Below are 16,756 nucleotides of genomic sequence, written 5' to 3' on the forward strand. Positions count from 1 at the left end.
CGCCGGTGGCGCGGGGCCCGCGGGGGGTGCGGCACGCAATACACCTTCACCCCCCACCCCCTCGGTGGATGTGCCCGGGTGCACTCCCACGACGGGCTCAGCGCAGCCCGGCGAAGAAGGTCCGGATGTCGGCGACGTGCGCGGTGGGTTCTTCCATCGCGACGAAATGGTTGCCCGGATTTCCCGACGGCCAATGGGTGATCTTGTTGCCGTGATCGGCGAGTTTGCGCATGAGCGGTGAACCGCCACCGTAGACGCCGGTCGGCACCAGGTTCTGGTCGGTGGGCCAGCCGAACCCGCCGCCGGTGCGCAGCCCGTCGTACATCGGCCACGACGAGGTGCCGGTGGTCTGGGTGAACCAGTACAGGGCGATATTGGTCAGCAGGTGGTCGCGCTCGATCACGTCTTCGGCGCGGTCGGCCATATAGGCGAACTCCTGGAACTTCTGCATCATCCACGCCAGCAGTGCGACCGGCGAATCGTTCCAGCCGAGGGCGAAGGTTTGCGGGGCCGCCCGCAACAGGGCGTGGTGGTCGACGCCGCCGGTCATCCACTGCTGCATCTCCGCCCACTGCGCGCGATCCTCGGCCGACATCGCGGGCACGTCGGCCTCGGTCGGCATGCCGATTCCGCCGTCGAGATGCACGCCGATCACATGTTCCGGGGCGGCCAGCGCCATTTCCGGCGCGATGTAGGCGCCGAGGTCACCGCCCTGCGTGCCGTAGCGGTCATAGCCGAGGCGGTCCATCAGAGTGGCCCACATCGCGGCGACCCGCGCGGTGGTCATGCCGGATTCGCGCGGCGCCGCCGAGAAGGCGAAGCCGGGGACGGACGGAATCACCACGTCGAAGGCGAGTGCGGGATCGAGGCCGTGAGCGCGCGGATCGGTGAGCGGGCCGATGGTGCGGGTGAACTCGACGAACGAGTTGGGCCAGCCGTGGGTCAGCAGCAGCGGCACCGCGTCGGGCTCGGGGGAGCGCACGTGCACGAAATGGACGTCGAGGCCGTCGATCTCGGTGATGAACTGGGGAAACGCGTTCAGCGCGGCTTCTTGTGCCCGCCAATCGAATTCGTTCGCCCAGTAGGTGGCGAGCTCGCGCAGGTACTCGGTGGGGATGCCGCGTTCCCAGCCCTCGCCCGGCAGCGGAGCCGCCCAGCGCGCCCTGCTCAGCCGGTCGTGCAGATCGTCGATGTCGGCCTGGGGGATGTCGATGCGGAACGGGCGGATGGTGGTCATCGGGACTCCTCGTCGTCGGTGTGATGTCGACGCTATCGACCATCTAGGACAGTTCTGGTCCTAGATGTGCGGAAGAATGGAAAACATGACCGACACCGCCGCCCGCCTGCTCCGACTGCTCTCCCTGTTGCAGATGCCACGGGAGTGGCCGGGCAGTGAACTGGCCGACCGGCTCGGCGTCACCGATCGGACTGTGCGACGCGACATCGACCGCCTGCGTGATCTGGGCTATCCGGTAGTCGCCGCGATGGGTGCGGCAGGCGGCTACCGGCTCACCGCGGGATCGGCGCTCCCGCCGCTGATCCTCGACGCGGACGAGGCCGTCGCCGTCGCGGTAGGGCTGAGAGTCGCCGCGGGACAGGCGGTCGCGGGCATCGAGGACGCATCGGTGCGAGCCCTGACCAAACTCGAACAAGTCCTGCCCGCGACACTGCGCAGACGAGTGCGCGTGGTCGGCGCGGCGGTCACGGTCCGAGCGGGCGAGGGCCCCACTGTCGACCCGGAGGTCCTCACCACCCTCGCCGCCGCCGTCACCAACCGAGAACGCCTCCGCTTCACCTACCGCGACGCCACCGGCACCGAATCCCGCCGCCACGCCGAACCCGCGGGCGTCGCCGCCGCAGGCCGCCGCTGGTACCTCGTCGCCTACGACCTCGACCGCGACGCCTGGCGCAGCTTCCGCGCCGACCGCATCGAAACCCCCCACCCCACCGGCGCCCGCATCACTGCACGCGACCTCCCCGCCGCCGACCCAGCCGACTACGTCGCAGGCCGCCGAACCGACTGGGCCACACCCGAATACCACGTCGACGTCACCATCGACGCGCCACCCGGCCGGATCGCGGGCCGCCTCGGCGAGCAACCGAACACCCTGCGCTCTGACGGCGACACCACCTGCCGCCTCACCGGCACCCGAGACGACGACCCCACCTGGCTCGCCGCACAACTGACGTCGCTGGGAGTGCCGTTCCGCGTCCACGCTTCACCAGAGCTGACGGCGGCATTGCGTTCCCTCACGCGTCGCCTGCACGCCGCCGTGGGTGATTGAGCGACCGGCCGTGCTCGTTCGAGCATCTCGGATCGTCACCGGCGCGGTGGCGGCTGTCGCCGATCTACCAGGTCAGGAAAGCGACCCCAGATCCGGACCCACCTGCATCCGGTCCGATTGCCTGATGCAGGTGGGCGGACACTCAGGGGCGGGCGGCGACGGCTTCGACCTCGAACAGGACGTCGGGGGTGGCCAGGCTCGCGACGCCGATGAGGGTTTGGGTGGGTGGGGTCGCGCCCCAGTTCGCCTGTACGGCACCGGCGATGGGGCCGAGTTTGCTGACGTCGTGATCGACGACGTAGGTGCGGAGCTGGACGACGTGGCGGAGGTCGAGGCCGTGGGCGGCCAGGGCGGTAGCGATGTTGCGGAAGGTTCGGTCGACCTGCTCGGTGAAGTCGGGGGAGACGACCGCGCCGTCGGGTCGGGATCCGTACTGTCCTGAGACGAGAACCAATTCGGTGCCCGCGGGGATGACCGCGGTGTGGCTGTAGCCGAAGGGGGTCGGGTCGTGCAGGCCGTCAGGGTTGACGATGGTGTGGCGCGCGTGGTCGATGTTTGTCATGGCGATGAACCTGCCAGGAATACACGACATCCTGTGTCGTGTATTCCTGGCATAGTTTTTCGTATGCGAGCTGACCGGCTGGTCTCCCTGGTGCTGCTGTTGCGGCGGTACGGGCAGTTGTCGGCCGAGACGCTCGCGCGCGAGTTGGAGGTGTCCACCCGGACCGTGCTGCGCGACATCGAGGCGCTGTCCACGGCGGGCGTTCCGGTCTATGCCCAACGTGGCAGGCATGGCGGGTTCGCGTTGCTGCCCGGGTTCCGGACCGAGCTGACCGGGCTGAACCACGAGGAGGCGCTCGCCCTGCTGATCGCCGGATCACGGCGTGGCGCACAGGCATTCGGGCTCGGCTCGGCGCTCGCGTCGGCCATGCTCAAGGTGGTCGACGCGCTGCCGGAAAGCTATCGGGAGACCGCGAGCGACGCGGCCGAGCGGTTGCTCATCGATCCCGAGACCGATCTGCTGTCGCGTCGGCTCGACGCCGAGGAATTGTCCGACACGATCGTGACCGAGGTCCGGCGCGCGGTGCTGGCCGGACACAAGCTGCGCATCCACTACGCGGCCGTCGACCAGAGCCCCGAATGGCGCACGGTGGACCCGATCGGCCTGGTGACCGTCCGAGGCCAGGGCTACTTGCTCGCCACGAGATCCGGCGCCGACCGCACCTACCGGCTGTCGCGGGTGACGGCCGCCGAGGAGCTCCCCGAACCTGCCCAGCGACCGGATCGGGTCGACCTGGACCAGGCCTGGCGGGACCGCAGCGCCCGGTTTCGCGCCGGCGGCGACCTGGTCACCGTGCGGGTTCTGCTCGACCCGGCACGACGGGAGGAGTTGCTCGGCACCGCGCTGGCTGTCCACAGCGAGGAAGCGGACGACGACGGCCGACTGCGGCTCGAGGTCACCTTCCAGGACCGCAGACACGCCGAATGGGCAATGTGGCAGCTCGCCACGAGCACGCGAGTGCTGGACCCGCAGTGGCTGCGCACCACCCTGCGCGAGCGCGCCGCCGCCATCGTCGCCCGCTATGACTCCTCGTTCGAGGTGATGGGCCGCGAGCCGGACAGCCGGTGAGCAGGGCGCCGGCGGTCGGCAGCTCAGCCGACCGATGCCGGTTCGCCGGGCATGCCCTCCAGCGTCAATCCGCCCTCGATGGTGTTGGGCACGCGGCGGCGGTTGGGGGAGCCCAGCGCCGTGGTGAGGTCGCCGCCGTCGTGTTCGGCGAGAAGCTCACCGCTGTCCCACACGAGAAGGGTCGCGCTGACGGTGTTCTCGGCGGTGGAGTGGGCCAGGTCGTAGTGCGCGCAGCCGGGAACGTGGGCGTAGGTGATCCACAGGTCGTAGCCGGTCATGAACAGGTCCAGGTCGAATTGCACACTGAGGCCGAGCAATTCGCTGCGACCGTTGTCGTCGACGCCGGCGAAGGCTTCGTCGAGTGCCAGTAGGCGAGGGGCCTGCGGGTCGGCGGAGTCGAGCATCACATGGGCGGCGGCGAACAGGGGCAGGTGCAGCGAGACGGACTGTTCGCCGCCGGAGAGGGCGCTGTGGCGGGCGACGGTGAGTTTGTCCTCGGTGCCGTCGCCGGAGATCAGCGTGAAGGAGAAGACTCGCCAAGTCCGGTAATCGAGAGTCGCGGCGAGGATCTCGGGGTACGAACGCTCCGGGTGCGCGGTGCGGGCGGCACGGATCTCGGCGGCGAAGTGGGCGCGCACCGAGCCGAGGTCCTCCGGGCTCAGGGCGGTGGTGTCGCGGTCGAGGAGTTTGCACATGGAGCGTGCGGACTCCGACAACCCGTCGGCGAGGATCCAGTGCACACCGATGGTGTTGCCCGACGACATCCGCCGCTGCTTCATCTCCGCACCCATGCGGGAGATGAGCTCGCGAGCGTCGGTGGTGCGTTCGTGGATCTGCTGGGCCAGACCGGTGAGCAGCGCGTCCTCGAGGATGCGTCGCTCGGCATCGGTGAGCAGCAGTTCCTGGTCGCGGCGGGCGGCGTCGATGCGGGCGGCGAAGTCGGCGAGGGCGGCCTGGCCGTTCTCGTCGTGGACGGCGACGACGGTGAGTCCGTCGGCGGCGTCCCAGTTCAGCCGGTAGTCGCGGCCGGAGGCGGTGAGCGCGGCGTCGAATTCCTGGAGTGCGGTGGTGACCGCCGACCGAGTGGACTTGCGGCCCGCCTCGGTGGCGCGGACCTGGCTGGTGGCGGTGTCGAGGTCGGCGAACAGGGCGGCCACCTCGTCGGGCAGCACCACCGGATCGGTTTCCGGCCCCGCGGCGACGATGCGGTACTGCAGTTGCTCCGGCGTGGACCACGCGGCATCGCTACTGGGCCAGCGGTGTTCGACCGAGGCGCCGAGCAGGCTCAACAGGTCCGGTCGGGCGTACGGGGCCAGTGAACGCACCTCGGCGAGCACTTCGGTGAGCGCGGTGGCGAGCGCTTCGTTGGCGGTGCGATAGGCCGCCTCGGCATCGCCGACCGCTTCGATGGCGGCATTGGCGGCCTTGCGCGCGGCCCGCTGCTCGGCCTTGGCCGCCTCGATGGCACCGCGAGCCAGGTCGAGATCGCGGTCGATGTCGGCGGCACTGGCGCCCAGCGCTTCGCGCAGCGTTTCGAGTTTGCGCTGCTGCTCGGTGTAGCCCAGTCGGGCGGCCTCGGCCTCTTCGGCGAACGCCTCGGCCAGTGCGCGTGCTTCGTCGTGCCGGTCGGTGCCCTCGCGTTCGCGTTCGCGTTCGCGCTCGTGTTCGGCGCGCAGGCGGAGCAGTCCCGTACCGGTGTTCTCGAAATGGCGGATCGCGGCGGCCAGCGCGTCGAGTTCGCGTGCCTCGCGAGGGGTTCGGTGCGCCTGGGCGGCGGCGCGCACCTTCTTGTCCAGGGCCGCGACTTCGGCGACGGCCTGGTCGAGTTCGCGCTCGGACTGGGTAGCGGCCTCCACCCTCGACCGCATCAGGCCGGCGGCCTCGGACACGGCACGCAGGGCAGAGGTCACCGCCGACGGGCGGGGCAGTGCCTTGGCGCCGGCCGACAGCGCGGCCAATTCGGCAGTGGCGGAACTGTCTTCGTCTCTCGCCGCCTGGTGCTCGGCAGCGGCGGCCTCGATCGCCGCCTCGATTTCGGCGAGCCTCGTCTCACGCCTGCGCGCTCGCGCGGTGGTCCCGATGAACTCGGCTTCGGGCTTGTGGTGGTGGCCGACGAGAACGCCCTGCCGGAAAGTTCCGGCGAGCCCGACCACGACCTGCGGCGCGGCGGCGGTGGTCAGCGCGGTGAGGGTGGCGCCGGTGACCTGCCGGGTGGCATCGCCGGACACGGATCGTTCTGCGTCCGGCGTGTCATCGGTCGTCGTACCCGGCTGTGCGGACGTGTCGTGGAGGGCGATGGAGGCCAGCACCGCGGCAACGGTCTCGGTAGGCACGGTGAGATCGGCCGAATCGTCTTCGACGACAAGGACATCGGCGAGAGTACGGCCGGACGGGCGCTGATCGATCGGCAAGGGGAGCAGGAAGTGATCGGAGTCGATGCCGGCGGGCAGATCCGGGCCGCAGATCCAGCTGTCGAGGAGACCACTGGACTGCAGTGCCGCCTCGATACCGGCCGCGTCCCGTGGGGACACCGAGTCGGCGAACCGCACCAGCTGCCAGAGCGGCCCACCCGGAAATCCTTCGCGGACACCGGTTCTGGCGGGATGGGCCGGGGGAGCATCGTCACGCTGGGCGGCGATCTGTGTGCGTTCGGCGATCAGGGCATCGCGGCGCACGGCAGCGGCGGTGGCACGGGAGCGCGCCTGCTCGCGGCGGGTGCGGATCTGCTCCCGCAGCGGCTCGCACCACTCGGCCAAGACCTCGGAGGCGGCGGGAACGTCCTCTACGCCCGCACCCGCCATGGCAGCGTCGAGCGCGGCGAACAAGCCGGCGGCGGTATCGGACGCCACCTTTCGGCGACGTTCACCCTTACCGTCCTGTCCGTCGGGATTCGCATCCGAACGGCCGTCGTGCGCCCCCGGTTCGGCCACGGCGCCGAAGATCTCGCTGTGCGCGTTCCACCAGGTGCGCAGGGCAGCGGCGGATTCGCTGCGGGCCAAGGCGACCGCGGCTTCGGCGTGGGCGACTTCGGCGGCGGCCGAGTCGCGCAATTCGACGGCGCGTTCGGCCAGGCGCTCGGAGCGGGTGCGGTCGGCGGCGGCGGTTTCCCACTTGCCCACTGCTTGTCGCACCGCACGCACGTCGGCGTCACGTTCCTCCGCGTGCCCACGCACCGCCGCGGTGAACTGGTCGCCGCGGCCCTCGGCGCTCGGCGGGGTCCATTCGATGCCCGCCTCTTCGGCGGCGGCGCGGACCGCGTCTTCTCCGCGGACGAGGGCGGCGGCCGCTGTGCGGACCGCTTCGGTGGCGCGAGAGGCTTCCTCGGCGCGGCGTTGCAGCGTGTGCGCTGCTTCGGCGGCCTTGTCGCGGTGGGCCGCGGCGGAGGTCTCGAGGCGGCGGACGGCGTCGGCCAGGTCGTCGAGTTGCTGTTTGCCCTCGTACGCGCTGGAGCGCTGGAGATTCTCGCGGTCGGCGATGGCCTGCTCGTAGGCCTGGTCGGCGTTCTCGGCCCTGGTCTCGGCTTCGGTGCGGTCGGTGTCGCGGCGGGTGCGCAGGGCGGTCGCGGCGAAGAGCGCGGTGGAGGCGTTGGTCACGGCATCGAGGCGGGTGCGGAGCTGGTCGACGTCCGTTTTCGCCTGTACCGCAAGGTATTTGCGGTACACGTCGACGAATCGGCGAGTGGCGGTGTCGGCTTGGACGAGCCCGTCGAGGGTGCGGCCGACCTCCTCCATATCGCTGAACGAGCGTGCGGCGTCGAGGATCAACTGCTCGTCGAGGGGCCGAAGACCGTCGGTGAGTGCCTGGGAGAGGCCGCGTGGGTCGAGATTCTTGGCGAGCTGGGGCCTGCGCAGGGTGAGGATCAGATTGATCAGCTGGTCGTAGCGCTGCACGCCGAGCCCGAACATGCGCGCGTCGATCGCCGCCCGGTACTCCACGGGCCGGTCCACGATCGCGTCGCTGCCGATCTGCTCGGCCAGCTGCTTGCGGGTGAGCGGGCGGTCGTCGGGACCGATGAGCGCGAAGTCGACTCCGGCGCGGCCGTCGGCGACGAAGTACCAGCGGGTCACCTTGTCCGAGGAGCGGGTGGCGCGCATGCCGATGCCGACGGTGACAGTCTCCGGGTCGTCCCAGCTGCCGCGCGCGAACTCCATCCACACATACGAGTAGGCCGATTCCTGCTTGCGATAGAGCAGATTCGACTTCATGGTGCGTTCTTCACCGGCGAACGGGTTCAGCCTGCGCGGTTCGATCCGCCCGTCCAGCACGAACGGGAACAACACTTCCAGGGCCTTGGTCTTGCCGGAGCCGTTGGGCCCGCGCAGCACCAGGCGCCCGTCGGCGAAACTGAATTCCTGGTCGCGGTAGTCCCACAGGTTGACGATGCCGGCACGGGTCGGGACGAACCGCACTCCGCCGTGGATGAGTGACATGCTCAGACCCCTCCCTCTCCGGTGCTGCCGTCGGTATCGGCGGCGGTGACGAACAATTCCTCGGCCTTGCGCACGCGCACGGTGACCACCGCGCCGCGATATCTGGCCAGCGCGGGCAATACCAGCAGCCCGTCCTCGACCGGCCGGATCAGCCGCAGCTTGGTGAGCAGCGCGAGGACCTCGGTGGTGAGCCCGCCGACATCGGCCTGCCACTGGGCGGCGAAGGTCGCGCCGTAGCGGTCGGTGAGCGCGGTGACGGTCGTGCGCACCCAGGCGTCGTCGAGGAACGGATAGGTGACGGGTTCGAGGTCGTCGATGTCGTCGGTGAAATCCGGGGCCTGCGTGCTGGTTTCGAGGTCCTCGGCGAGCGGGGCGAACACGCCCGCAGTGGGGATGGACGCATCGAGGTGCTCGAGCAGGGTGTCATCGGGGGTGAGCGCGCCGGGGCGCCGGGGGATCGGGTTGTCGATGTCGAGGACCGTGTCGGCGATCTCGCCGATCAGCAACAGCGCCACCTGCGCCAGGGTTCCGGTGCCGGGGAAGCGGGTGTCGGACAGTCGCCCCGAGCTGTCGATCAGCGCCACACCTTCGGCCCGGCGTTCGGCCCGCAAGCCGGTGCAGTATTCGACCTCGCCGACCAGCCGGTCCTGGCCGAGCAGCGCACTCTCGGCTGCCGACAGTTCGTCGAGATACACGACGGGGCGCTCGACCAGCGCCCGGCGAACCCGGCGAGCCTGATCTGCCTGGTCGGTGTCCTCGGCCAGCAACCCGCGCACGCTGTGCAGATGCTGCAGTGCCCGTGAGGGCCGGAACAGCGCGAACACCACCGGCCGGTCGATGTCGTAGAGTGCCTCGCCCGCCTCGGGATCACTGGCCCAACCGCCCGCGTCGCCGTCGGCCAACGTCAGCGCACCCCGCGCGCCCAGCCAGCCGACGGCATCGACGAAGGCGTCGCGATCGGCGGCTCGCTCGGTCGACAGGTCGAGGCCCGCGATCCGGCTCGCGTAATCGGCGACGTGCTCGGCCAATTCGGACAGGGTGATCTGGTCGCCTGCCCGGCCGAGCGCGGCCAGCGCCAGCGACAGATAGGCGTAGCGGCGGCGGTCGAAGACCCGATCGTTGACGCTGCGGGCGGGCCGGGCGTCGTCGAGCCGATCGTGCACCGGGTAGAGCCGGGCCGTGGTCTCGGTGACCTCCAAGCGGTAACCGAACAGTTCGGCCAGATCCTCGCGCAGTTCCGTGGCCCACCGCCGAATCAACGGCAGCGCGATCCGGTCGGGATACACCCGGGTGACCAGGTGATTGGCGAGCATCACTCGCGCCGCCCGCTGATAACTGTCGAGCGCGAGCGCATCGATCCGTTGTCGCTTCACAGTCTTGCCCCTCGTGCCGACGTCGGTCGCGCCGTCCGGAGTCGCACCGAGCGATGGTCGCCGAGATCGGGCGAGTCGATGCGCAGTGTCATCGCGCGACCCCGCGGCGGCTCGACTCGCGTACTTCGAGGCGACGATTGTTCAGATGGAGCAGCCCCGCCGCGGTCCGGATGACCGTCGACCCGTCGCAGGGGCGCACTGTCAATGTGACGCCGTTGTCGGAACCTGTTGTGCCGTCGACCTTTCCGCTCACCGGAACCCAGGCGGTCGAGGCGGCGTCGATCAGGCGCAACAGCACCTCGGTCTCACGCTGATCCAGCACTCGGTCGTGCACATTGCCCTGGGACAGCGAGGCGGCGGCCGCGGCGCGTTCACGCTGTGCCGCCAGTTGGGCCTCCCGCAGCCGCCGCACGCCCGCGTCGTTGCGCGCGATCCGGGCCGGGGCGCCCGCCGTGGGTGCGCGACCGGTTTCGGCGAGCGTGCGGGAGATCTCCAAAGGCGGCGCTTCCCACCAGGATCGGCTGGTGGGGATCAGTTCCGCATCGGGATGCTCGAGCGACAGGTGGCGCGGCTTGCCGAGCCCGAACACCGCGTCGTAGAGCGCGTGCGCACTGCCCGCGCTGGGGGTGGCGACGAACCATTCGGCCAGGTGACGCAACGCCGATTCCCGGCTGACGCCACCTCGGCGGGTCTCGGTGACCCGGCGCAGCAGCGACAGCACCGCCGCGATCGCGCTCATCGTCGCCTCGCGGAGCCGATCGGCCTCGCAGGTGTCCGACGACTCGGTGCCCGCGGCGACGAACCAGGTGCGCAGCCCGTCCCAGCGGGAACGCCAATCCGCTTCGCGCTCGTCGATACTCAACAGCACCCGCTCGTCGCACCCGGCCGCGCGGCCGATCAACTGCTCGACGCCGGTCTCCTCGACTTCGCCGATCGCGGCAGCCAGCCGCGGGGCGAACCGGGCCAGATCCATGCTGAACTCCCGCATATGTGCCAGCAGCGCGTCCTTGTGCGCGAGGAAGGATTCCGGCGTGATCTCGGTGGTGCGCACCAGGTCGCCCAGTGACAGGTAGAAGTGCGCGGCGCGCGCGGCCATGTCGGTGAGCGCGGCGTCGAGCCTGCGCAAGGTGGTGTAGACCCGCTCGGCGTCGCCGTCGCGGTTGGCGGCGGAGAGGGTGCGCAGGTCGGCGAGCAGCTCGGGCAGCACCAGCCGCGACAGCGACGCGTCCTCCATCCGGGCCGCGAGCACCCCGGCCACCGCCCGGTAGGCCTGGAACCCGGCCTGCGCGAACTGGTAGACGTAGTGCCGGTTGCGGTACTCGGCCAGGGTGGCCGCACGGGTGCCGTCGTAGCTGCGTTCGAGCACACCCCAGCGGTGCAGCTGCTCGAGCAGGGGACCGATCTCGACCGCGGGCAGTGGGACGCCCGCGGCCGCCTCGGCTCGACCGCCCGCCTCGGCTCTCGCTATCCACTCGGCGACGTCGTCGGCGTGCAACAACACCACGTAGGCGGCACGAGCGCTGTCGAAGGCGCGCAGCACCCGCAGGTAGTCGGCGCGCTTCTCGGCGGTCGCGAACGAGAACAACCGCAGACGCTCGTCCCACAGGGCGGGTACGGCGCTGGGCAGGCCGTCGGCGGAGTCGGTCACCGTAGACAGGTTAGTGGTGGCCTTCCCGTGCTCCGCCGGACCCGTCCCCGATCGGCGTGGCATCGCCGCGCGAGCTCACCCGACATTGAGCGATCGCAGCTGCTCGAGGAACGTTTGGGTGCGGTGATCTCCTGGGTACCGTTCGATGATCTCCCTGGCCGCCTCGCCCGCGATCCACGCCAGCGACGGCAGCGACTTGCGCCCCGCGGAGAACGCCGCGACACCCTCCTCGACCGCGCGCTCGAGATCGCGATCGCGCACGGCTACGACGGCCAGGGTGAGCCGCGCCTCCGAGACCCGCATGGGATTGCGGACCGAACCGTCCGGTCGGGTCGAATCGCTGATCACCTGCTGGGCGTAGCGCTCGGCCAGTCGATCCTGGCCCGCCACCCGGCAGCAGTCCATCGCGTAGAAGTCGAACTTCGTGGCGTCGACGACGAAGTGGTTGTCCAGATCGGCCGGATGACCCATCCGCGACAGGATCGCCCTGCCCTCGTCGAGGGCGGTCTGCACATTGCGGCGATCACCGAGCCGGGCCCAGCCCTTGGCGCGCTGCGCCGCCAACTGCACCCCCACGCTCGACGACGTGGTACCCGCCATCGCCTTCTCCGAGACATCGATCGCGCCACGGAAGTTGCCCTGGGTCAACGCGAACCACGCCGACATCTCCGCGGCCCACCCGACGATCTCGGCATTGCCCGCTTCGCGGCCCAGCGAATCGGCGGCTCGGCGGGTGGCCTCGGCGCCACCCCGGCGGCCCAGATCGTAGTCGACGCAACCGACCAGCAACGCGACCCAGCCTGCCAGGACGAGGATTTCGCGATGCTGGCTCAGCGTCAGTCTGCCGTCGAGCAGAGAGGTGATCCGGCGCAGCCACGCGGTCCCCTCGGTGTGCAGTGCGTAGGGGTCGGCGTAGGCGTATTCGCAGCACAGCCTTTCGGCGGTGATCCGCACCGCGTCCAGGGTGGCGCTGTTGACGTCGGACATTCTGAGTCGTCCGATGAACTCCAGAGTGTCCATACCGGTTGCCGATAACAGCTCGTCATCCCGGTTGGGACGGGACTTCGGGAAGAACGCGGCGGGGACGGTGTCGAACGCGGCCGCGATGATCGGCGCGTAGAACTCGTCAGGTCGCGATTCCCCGGATTCCCAGCGGCGCCAGTTGCGCAGCAGGGTACTGTCCGTCGGCAGGTTGTGGGAGGACTTGGCACGCATAGCGCGAACTGCATCGGCTTGCGACCACCCCCTCGCGTCACGTTCCGAGCGCATCCGAACAGCCCAGACGGGTCGATCATCAGTTGCGGTCACGGCGGTAGTATTCCACCAGTTAACGTTCGGCGTCCCGGATAGGGCATGTAGATGTCATCGGATTGACATCTGCTGCCGGGGGCCATGATTGTTCATGATGTAAGCAGGTACTCGGCTCGACAACCGGATGCCGGCTTTGCAGGAGAGCTTGCAGGGCAACGAAGTACCCCCGCGTGGCGTGCCGCGCGACGCGGGGGGATCGGTACACGACAGGTCCGACAACAGAACAGCGATCCCAATCCAACGGAGGTTCGGGTGGAAGCGTTGATCTATGGATACTTGCGGGACGATCTGGCTGATGGTCAGAGCGACCAATTGGAGGATGCGCTACGCAGCCTCGCGCGGACCGCGGGCATGTGTTTCGCCGCGACGTTCCACGAAGCACCCGCGGGTGACGGTGCGGCGTTCGCCGAACTCACCCAGGAATTGAAGCGGGCCGATGCTCACCACGTGGTGGTGCCGTCACTCGATCACCTTGCCGGTCAGACGATTCCGCGTGACCTGCTGATCGCGAAGCTGGCGCACGAGGCGGCCGCTCAAGTGCTGACCCTGGAGCGTTAGCCATGGGATCCGATGCCTGCACCGATCCACCATCTCGGTAGCGGCCGCGCCGGCGGCCAGGCAGGCCACCAGTGCGAGCAATCGCTGGTCGCCGAACGCCGGGTACACCTGCCAGTGCAGCAGATACGCGAACAACGAGCTGTCGGCCACCGCCACCGCCACCACGGCGACGACGGCGGGCACGCGCAGCGCGGGCAGCCAGATCAAGATCAGAATGCCCGCCATGACAAGGCGTTCCCGCTCGGTGACGCCGAAATATCCGGGCACACAAGCCAGCAGCACGGCGCTGACGATCAGCCGCTGCCAGACCGCCGTCGCCTTCGCTCCGGCCCAGCCGAGAACGAAGTACCAACAGGCCAGCGGTGACAACGCGATATCGCGTGCGGGATAGAGCCCGAACGAATGCCAGCGCAAGACCAGGGTGAGGCCGAGCAGGCCGAGGGCGAACCAGAACGGTGCCCGCCGCTCCCAGCCGTCGATCCGGGGGATCCGGATCAGCAGCGCGCAGGCCACGGTGCAGTACACGAGCACTTCCAGGAACCACAGGTGTCCCGCCGTGTCGTTGCGGGGTCCGAGGATCTTGTTGAGCAGCAACACATTCTGCCAGCCGTAATAGCCGGGTTGCCAGACCATCGTGATCAGGACCCAGAGCGCGGTCGGCACCGCGATCATCGCCACGGCCCGCCCGGTGAGTCGCAGTCGCCGGGCGCGCGGGGCCGAACTCACCGCGAACCGGGCGAAGTTGTAGCCCGCCACGGCCAGCAGCACGTGCGCGGCGCCCCAGAGTTCGAACAGCTGGATGTGCGAGCCGAGGATCAGCACGATCCCGATCGCGCGCAGAGCCGTCGAGGAGTCGAGGGCCCGGCCGAAGCGGGCGCGGGTACGGGGAGATCGCCCCAGGTCGGTGATCGAACGTTGTGGCCAGTCGGTGGGCAGGGTGCCGAGCACCCGCTCGAGGCGTGCCGCCACGGTGACGTAACTCAGCGAACTGCCACCCAGGTCCGCGAAACTGTGTGCGGGCGAGATCGTCTCGATCGGCAGGCCGAGGGCGTCGGCGTAGATCGCGCCGACATCGTCACCCGGGCTCGCCGGTGTGATCGCGAGCGCGCGCACTGCCGGATAGTCGATTTTTCCGGTGGCCAGCCGAGGCAGTTCGTCGACGACGGCCACGCTGATCGCGGTGGCGGGCAGCCCCGTCACCTGGGCGATCAGTCGCGCGGCCGCCGCCCCGTGCGCTCGGCGCGAGGTCGCCGACGCTGCCGGGCGGGGGAGTATCGCCGCGATCACCCGGCTGCCGTCGTCGGTGCAGGCGGCGGCGAAACCGGCTGCGGCCAGCTCCGATTCGACGCGGCCCAGATCGATGCGCAGACCGAACAGCTTGGCGAAGCGGCTGCGCCTGCCGACGACCTGGTACAGCCCGTCGGGGGTGCGCCGGGCCAGATCGCCGGTGCGCAGGGCGTCGACCGTGCGGCCCAGGGCCAGGTCGGCCGAGCAGCGGGCGTAGCCGAGCATCACGTTCGGGCCGTGGTAGACGAGTTCCTCCGCGGCGCCGTCGTCGACCGGTGCCAAGGTGAAATACCCGCCCGGGACGGGGATTCCGATGCAATCGGGGTGCTGGTCGGCCGATTCCGGTGGGAGATACGCCATTCGGGCGGTGGCCTCGGTCTGGCCGTACATCACGAAGAACCGCCAGCCCGCGGCCGCGCCGAGCCGCGCGTAGGTCCGGACCCTGGCCGGGTCGAGCCTGCCGCCCGCCTGGGTCACGTATCGCAGATCAGGCAGTGACATCCGCGCGAAGCCGATCCGGTCGAGGAGATCGACGGTGTAGGGCACCGCGGCGAACGAGGTGGCCCGGTGCGCGCGGAACTCGTCCCAGAACTCGGGCTCGAGCACCGAGCGCTCGGTGAGCAGCAGGCTCGCGCCGCGCAACAGATGACTGTGGACCACCGACAGGCCGTAGCAGTAGAACAGCGGCAGGGTGGTCGCCGCGCGGTCGTCCGGGCCGATGCCGAGGTACTCGGCGATGGATTCGGCGTTGGCGCTGAGATTGCGCGCCGACAGCCGCACCAGCTTCGGCGACCCGGTCGACCCGGAGGTGCTGAGCAACAGCGTTAACTCCGGGTGCAGCCGGTGCGCCGACCGCGTGCGGTTCGCGATGATCCGGCCCCGGTCGATGATCACGTCCGGGTCGTAGGTTGCGGCCAGTTCGCCGGTGAGCTCGCCGGTGAGCAAGACCGCGCACCCCGCGTCGAGTGCGCCGAGGTAGGCGACGAGGGAGTCGAGATCGTTGCCCGCGGTGAGCGCGACGAGCCGGCGAACCGGTCCCAGTCCGGCCGAGAACTCCGCGACGCGGTCGGCGAGCTGGGCATAGGTCACCGAGGTGATGGTGCCGGTGGAGTCGCGCCCCGCCGGGTGCAGCACCGCGATGCGGTCGTCGAAACCACGCAGATGGGCGACGATCGGCAGGGTCGGCACGCGAAAAAGTCTAGGCGGCGTGCCGAGGGCGGCCGGGAGGCGCCTGTGCCGCGAACTCCCGGTGAACGAGAACTAGAGGCCGAAGCTGCCGGGCCCGCGTCTGCGCAGGTACTTCTCGAACTCGGCCGCGATGGCGTCGCCGTCGATCTTGGACATGGTCTCGTTGAGATCGATCGCCGCGTCGCCGCGCTCCTCGAGCGAGCGCACGTACTCGCTGATCTCCTCGTCGCCGAGGGTCATCTCGTTGACCGCGGCTTCCCACTCCTCGGCCTGTTTCGGCAGCTCACCGAGCGGAACCTCGATATCGAGGACGTCTTCGACCCGGTGCAGCAGCGCGATCGTCGCCTTCGGGTTCGGCGGCTGCGACACATAGTGCGGGACGGCGGCCCAGAACGACACCGCGGGCACCCCGGCCTTCACGCACTGGTCCTGCAGTACGCCGGTGATCCCGGTCGGACCCTCGTACCTGGTCTGTTCCAGGCTGAATCGCTCGGCGGCCTCGGGGCTGTAGGCCGAACCGGTCACCGGCACCGGCCGGGTGTGGGGGGTATCGGCCAGCAACGCGCCGAGGATGACGACCGTCTCCACGCCGAGCTGCTCGATGAACTCGAGCAGGTCGTCGCAGAAACTGCGCCATTTCATGTTCGGTTCGATGCCACGCAGCAACACCACATCGCGGTCGCTACCGGGCGGGGAACACACCGACAGCATCGTCGAGGGCCACTGGATCTCCCTGGTCACCCCGTCGACCTGACGGACGGTCGGCCGGTTCACCTGGTAGTCGTAGTAGTCCTCGGAATCGAGTTCGGCCAGCGGCTCGGCATCCCAGATCAACTCCAGATGTTCGATGGCGCCACTGGCGGCATCGCCGGCGTCGTTCCAGCCCTCGAAGGCGGCAACCATGACGGGATTGCGCAACGTCGGCAGTTCCGTCTCGGGGGTCTCACTGGCATCCACCCGGTCAGCCTAGTGTCTTGTGCGAATTGTTTTGCGGTGACCGACGGTGTTGCGTGTTTCCACCGGGAACAGTGGCGCAGGCCACTCGA

General features: G+C 69.6%; 11 protein-coding genes. 3 read left to right on the forward strand and 8 right to left on the reverse strand.

Translation table 11 applies throughout. From position 1 onward, the window contains the following. Positions 1–97 precede the first annotated feature (97 nt). Complete coding sequence (locus tag ACWF99_RS09890) at positions 98–1,237, reverse strand: epoxide hydrolase family protein (protein ID WP_378627372.1); 1,140 nt, start codon at positions 1,235–1,237, stop codon at positions 98–100. 85 nt (positions 1,238–1,322) lie between these two features. Here ACWF99_RS09890 and ACWF99_RS09895 point away from each other — a divergent pair, with 85 nt between their 5' ends. Continuing rightward, entirely contained in the window at positions 1,323–2,285 is a 963-nt protein-coding gene (locus ACWF99_RS09895; RefSeq protein WP_452535626.1) for a helix-turn-helix transcriptional regulator, read from the forward strand. A gap of 142 nt (positions 2,286–2,427) precedes the next feature. Here the strand turns inward: ACWF99_RS09895 and ACWF99_RS09900 are convergent, their stop codons facing one another. Next, a complete protein-coding gene (locus ACWF99_RS09900) occupies positions 2,428–2,847 on the reverse strand; it encodes a RidA family protein (protein ID WP_378627376.1) in 420 nt (139 codons plus the stop codon). 63 nt (positions 2,848–2,910) lie between these two features. On the opposite strand from ACWF99_RS09900, the gene ACWF99_RS09905 reads away from it, so the two are divergent. Then, positions 2,911–3,915 (forward strand): helix-turn-helix transcriptional regulator, encoded by a 1,005-nt coding sequence (locus ACWF99_RS09905; RefSeq protein ID WP_452535627.1) that lies wholly within the window; start codon positions 2,911–2,913, stop codon positions 3,913–3,915. A gap of 23 nt (positions 3,916–3,938) precedes the next feature. Here the strand turns inward: ACWF99_RS09905 and ACWF99_RS09910 are convergent, their stop codons facing one another. From ACWF99_RS09910 to ACWF99_RS09925, 4 genes are all read right to left on the reverse strand, one after another. After that, positions 3,939–8,345 (reverse strand): SbcC/MukB-like Walker B domain-containing protein, encoded by a 4,407-nt coding sequence (locus ACWF99_RS09910; RefSeq protein WP_452535628.1) that lies wholly within the window; start codon positions 8,343–8,345, stop codon positions 3,939–3,941. A gap of 2 nt (positions 8,346–8,347) precedes the next feature. Beyond that, positions 8,348–9,718 carry a TIGR02678 family protein gene (locus tag ACWF99_RS09915; RefSeq protein WP_452535629.1) on the reverse strand — a complete coding sequence of 457 codons (1,371 nt, stop codon included), beginning with the start codon at positions 9,716–9,718 and terminating at the stop codon, positions 8,348–8,350. Between the two features lie 88 nt (positions 9,719–9,806). Next, positions 9,807–11,309, reverse strand: coding sequence for a TIGR02677 family protein (locus tag ACWF99_RS09920; protein ID WP_378628335.1), 1,503 nt, complete (start codon positions 11,307–11,309; stop codon positions 9,807–9,809). 132 nt (positions 11,310–11,441) lie between these two features. Then, positions 11,442–12,581, reverse strand: a complete 1,140-nt coding sequence (locus ACWF99_RS09925) for an XRE family transcriptional regulator (protein ID WP_378627384.1) — start codon at positions 12,579–12,581, stop codon at positions 11,442–11,444. A gap of 348 nt (positions 12,582–12,929) precedes the next feature. Between ACWF99_RS09925 and ACWF99_RS09930 the strand changes: the two genes are divergently transcribed. After that, positions 12,930–13,235 carry a hypothetical protein gene (locus ACWF99_RS09930; protein WP_056809962.1) on the forward strand — a complete coding sequence of 102 codons (306 nt, stop codon included), beginning with the start codon at positions 12,930–12,932 and terminating at the stop codon, positions 13,233–13,235. On the opposite strand, the gene ACWF99_RS09935 is transcribed toward ACWF99_RS09930, so the two are convergent. Continuing rightward, entirely contained in the window at positions 13,137–15,710 is a 2,574-nt protein-coding gene (locus ACWF99_RS09935) for an AMP-binding protein (RefSeq protein WP_452535630.1), read from the reverse strand. The two genes, ACWF99_RS09930 and ACWF99_RS09935, sit on opposite strands and share 99 nt — an antisense overlap. Positions 15,711–15,782: 72 nt before the next feature. After that, positions 15,783–16,613 (reverse strand): PAC2 family protein, encoded by an 831-nt coding sequence (locus tag ACWF99_RS09940; protein WP_235569430.1) that lies wholly within the window; start codon positions 16,611–16,613, stop codon positions 15,783–15,785. Positions 16,614–16,756 lie beyond the last annotated feature (143 nt).

The sequence above is a fragment of the Nocardia sp. NPDC055002 genome, from assembly GCF_053608825.1.

Coding starts and splice junctions, on each gene's coding strand:
- ACWF99_RS09890 (WP_378627372.1), bottom strand. CDS start 1,237: ATGACCACCATCCGCCCGTTCCGCATCGACATCCCCCAGGCCGACATC.
- ACWF99_RS09895 (WP_452535626.1), top strand. CDS start 1,323: ATGACCGACACCGCCGCCCGCCTGCTCCGACTGCTCTCCCTGTTGCAG.
- ACWF99_RS09900 (WP_378627376.1), bottom strand. CDS start 2,847: ATGACAAACATCGACCACGCGCGCCACACCATCGTCAACCCTGACGGC.
- ACWF99_RS09905 (WP_452535627.1), top strand. CDS start 2,911: ATGCGAGCTGACCGGCTGGTCTCCCTGGTGCTGCTGTTGCGGCGGTAC.
- ACWF99_RS09910 (WP_452535628.1), bottom strand. CDS start 8,345: ATGTCACTCATCCACGGCGGAGTGCGGTTCGTCCCGACCCGTGCCGGC.
- ACWF99_RS09925 (WP_378627384.1), bottom strand. CDS start 12,581: ATGCGTGCCAAGTCCTCCCACAACCTGCCGACGGACAGTACCCTGCTG.
- ACWF99_RS09940 (WP_235569430.1), bottom strand. CDS start 16,613: ATGGTTGCCGCCTTCGAGGGCTGGAACGACGCCGGCGATGCCGCCAGT.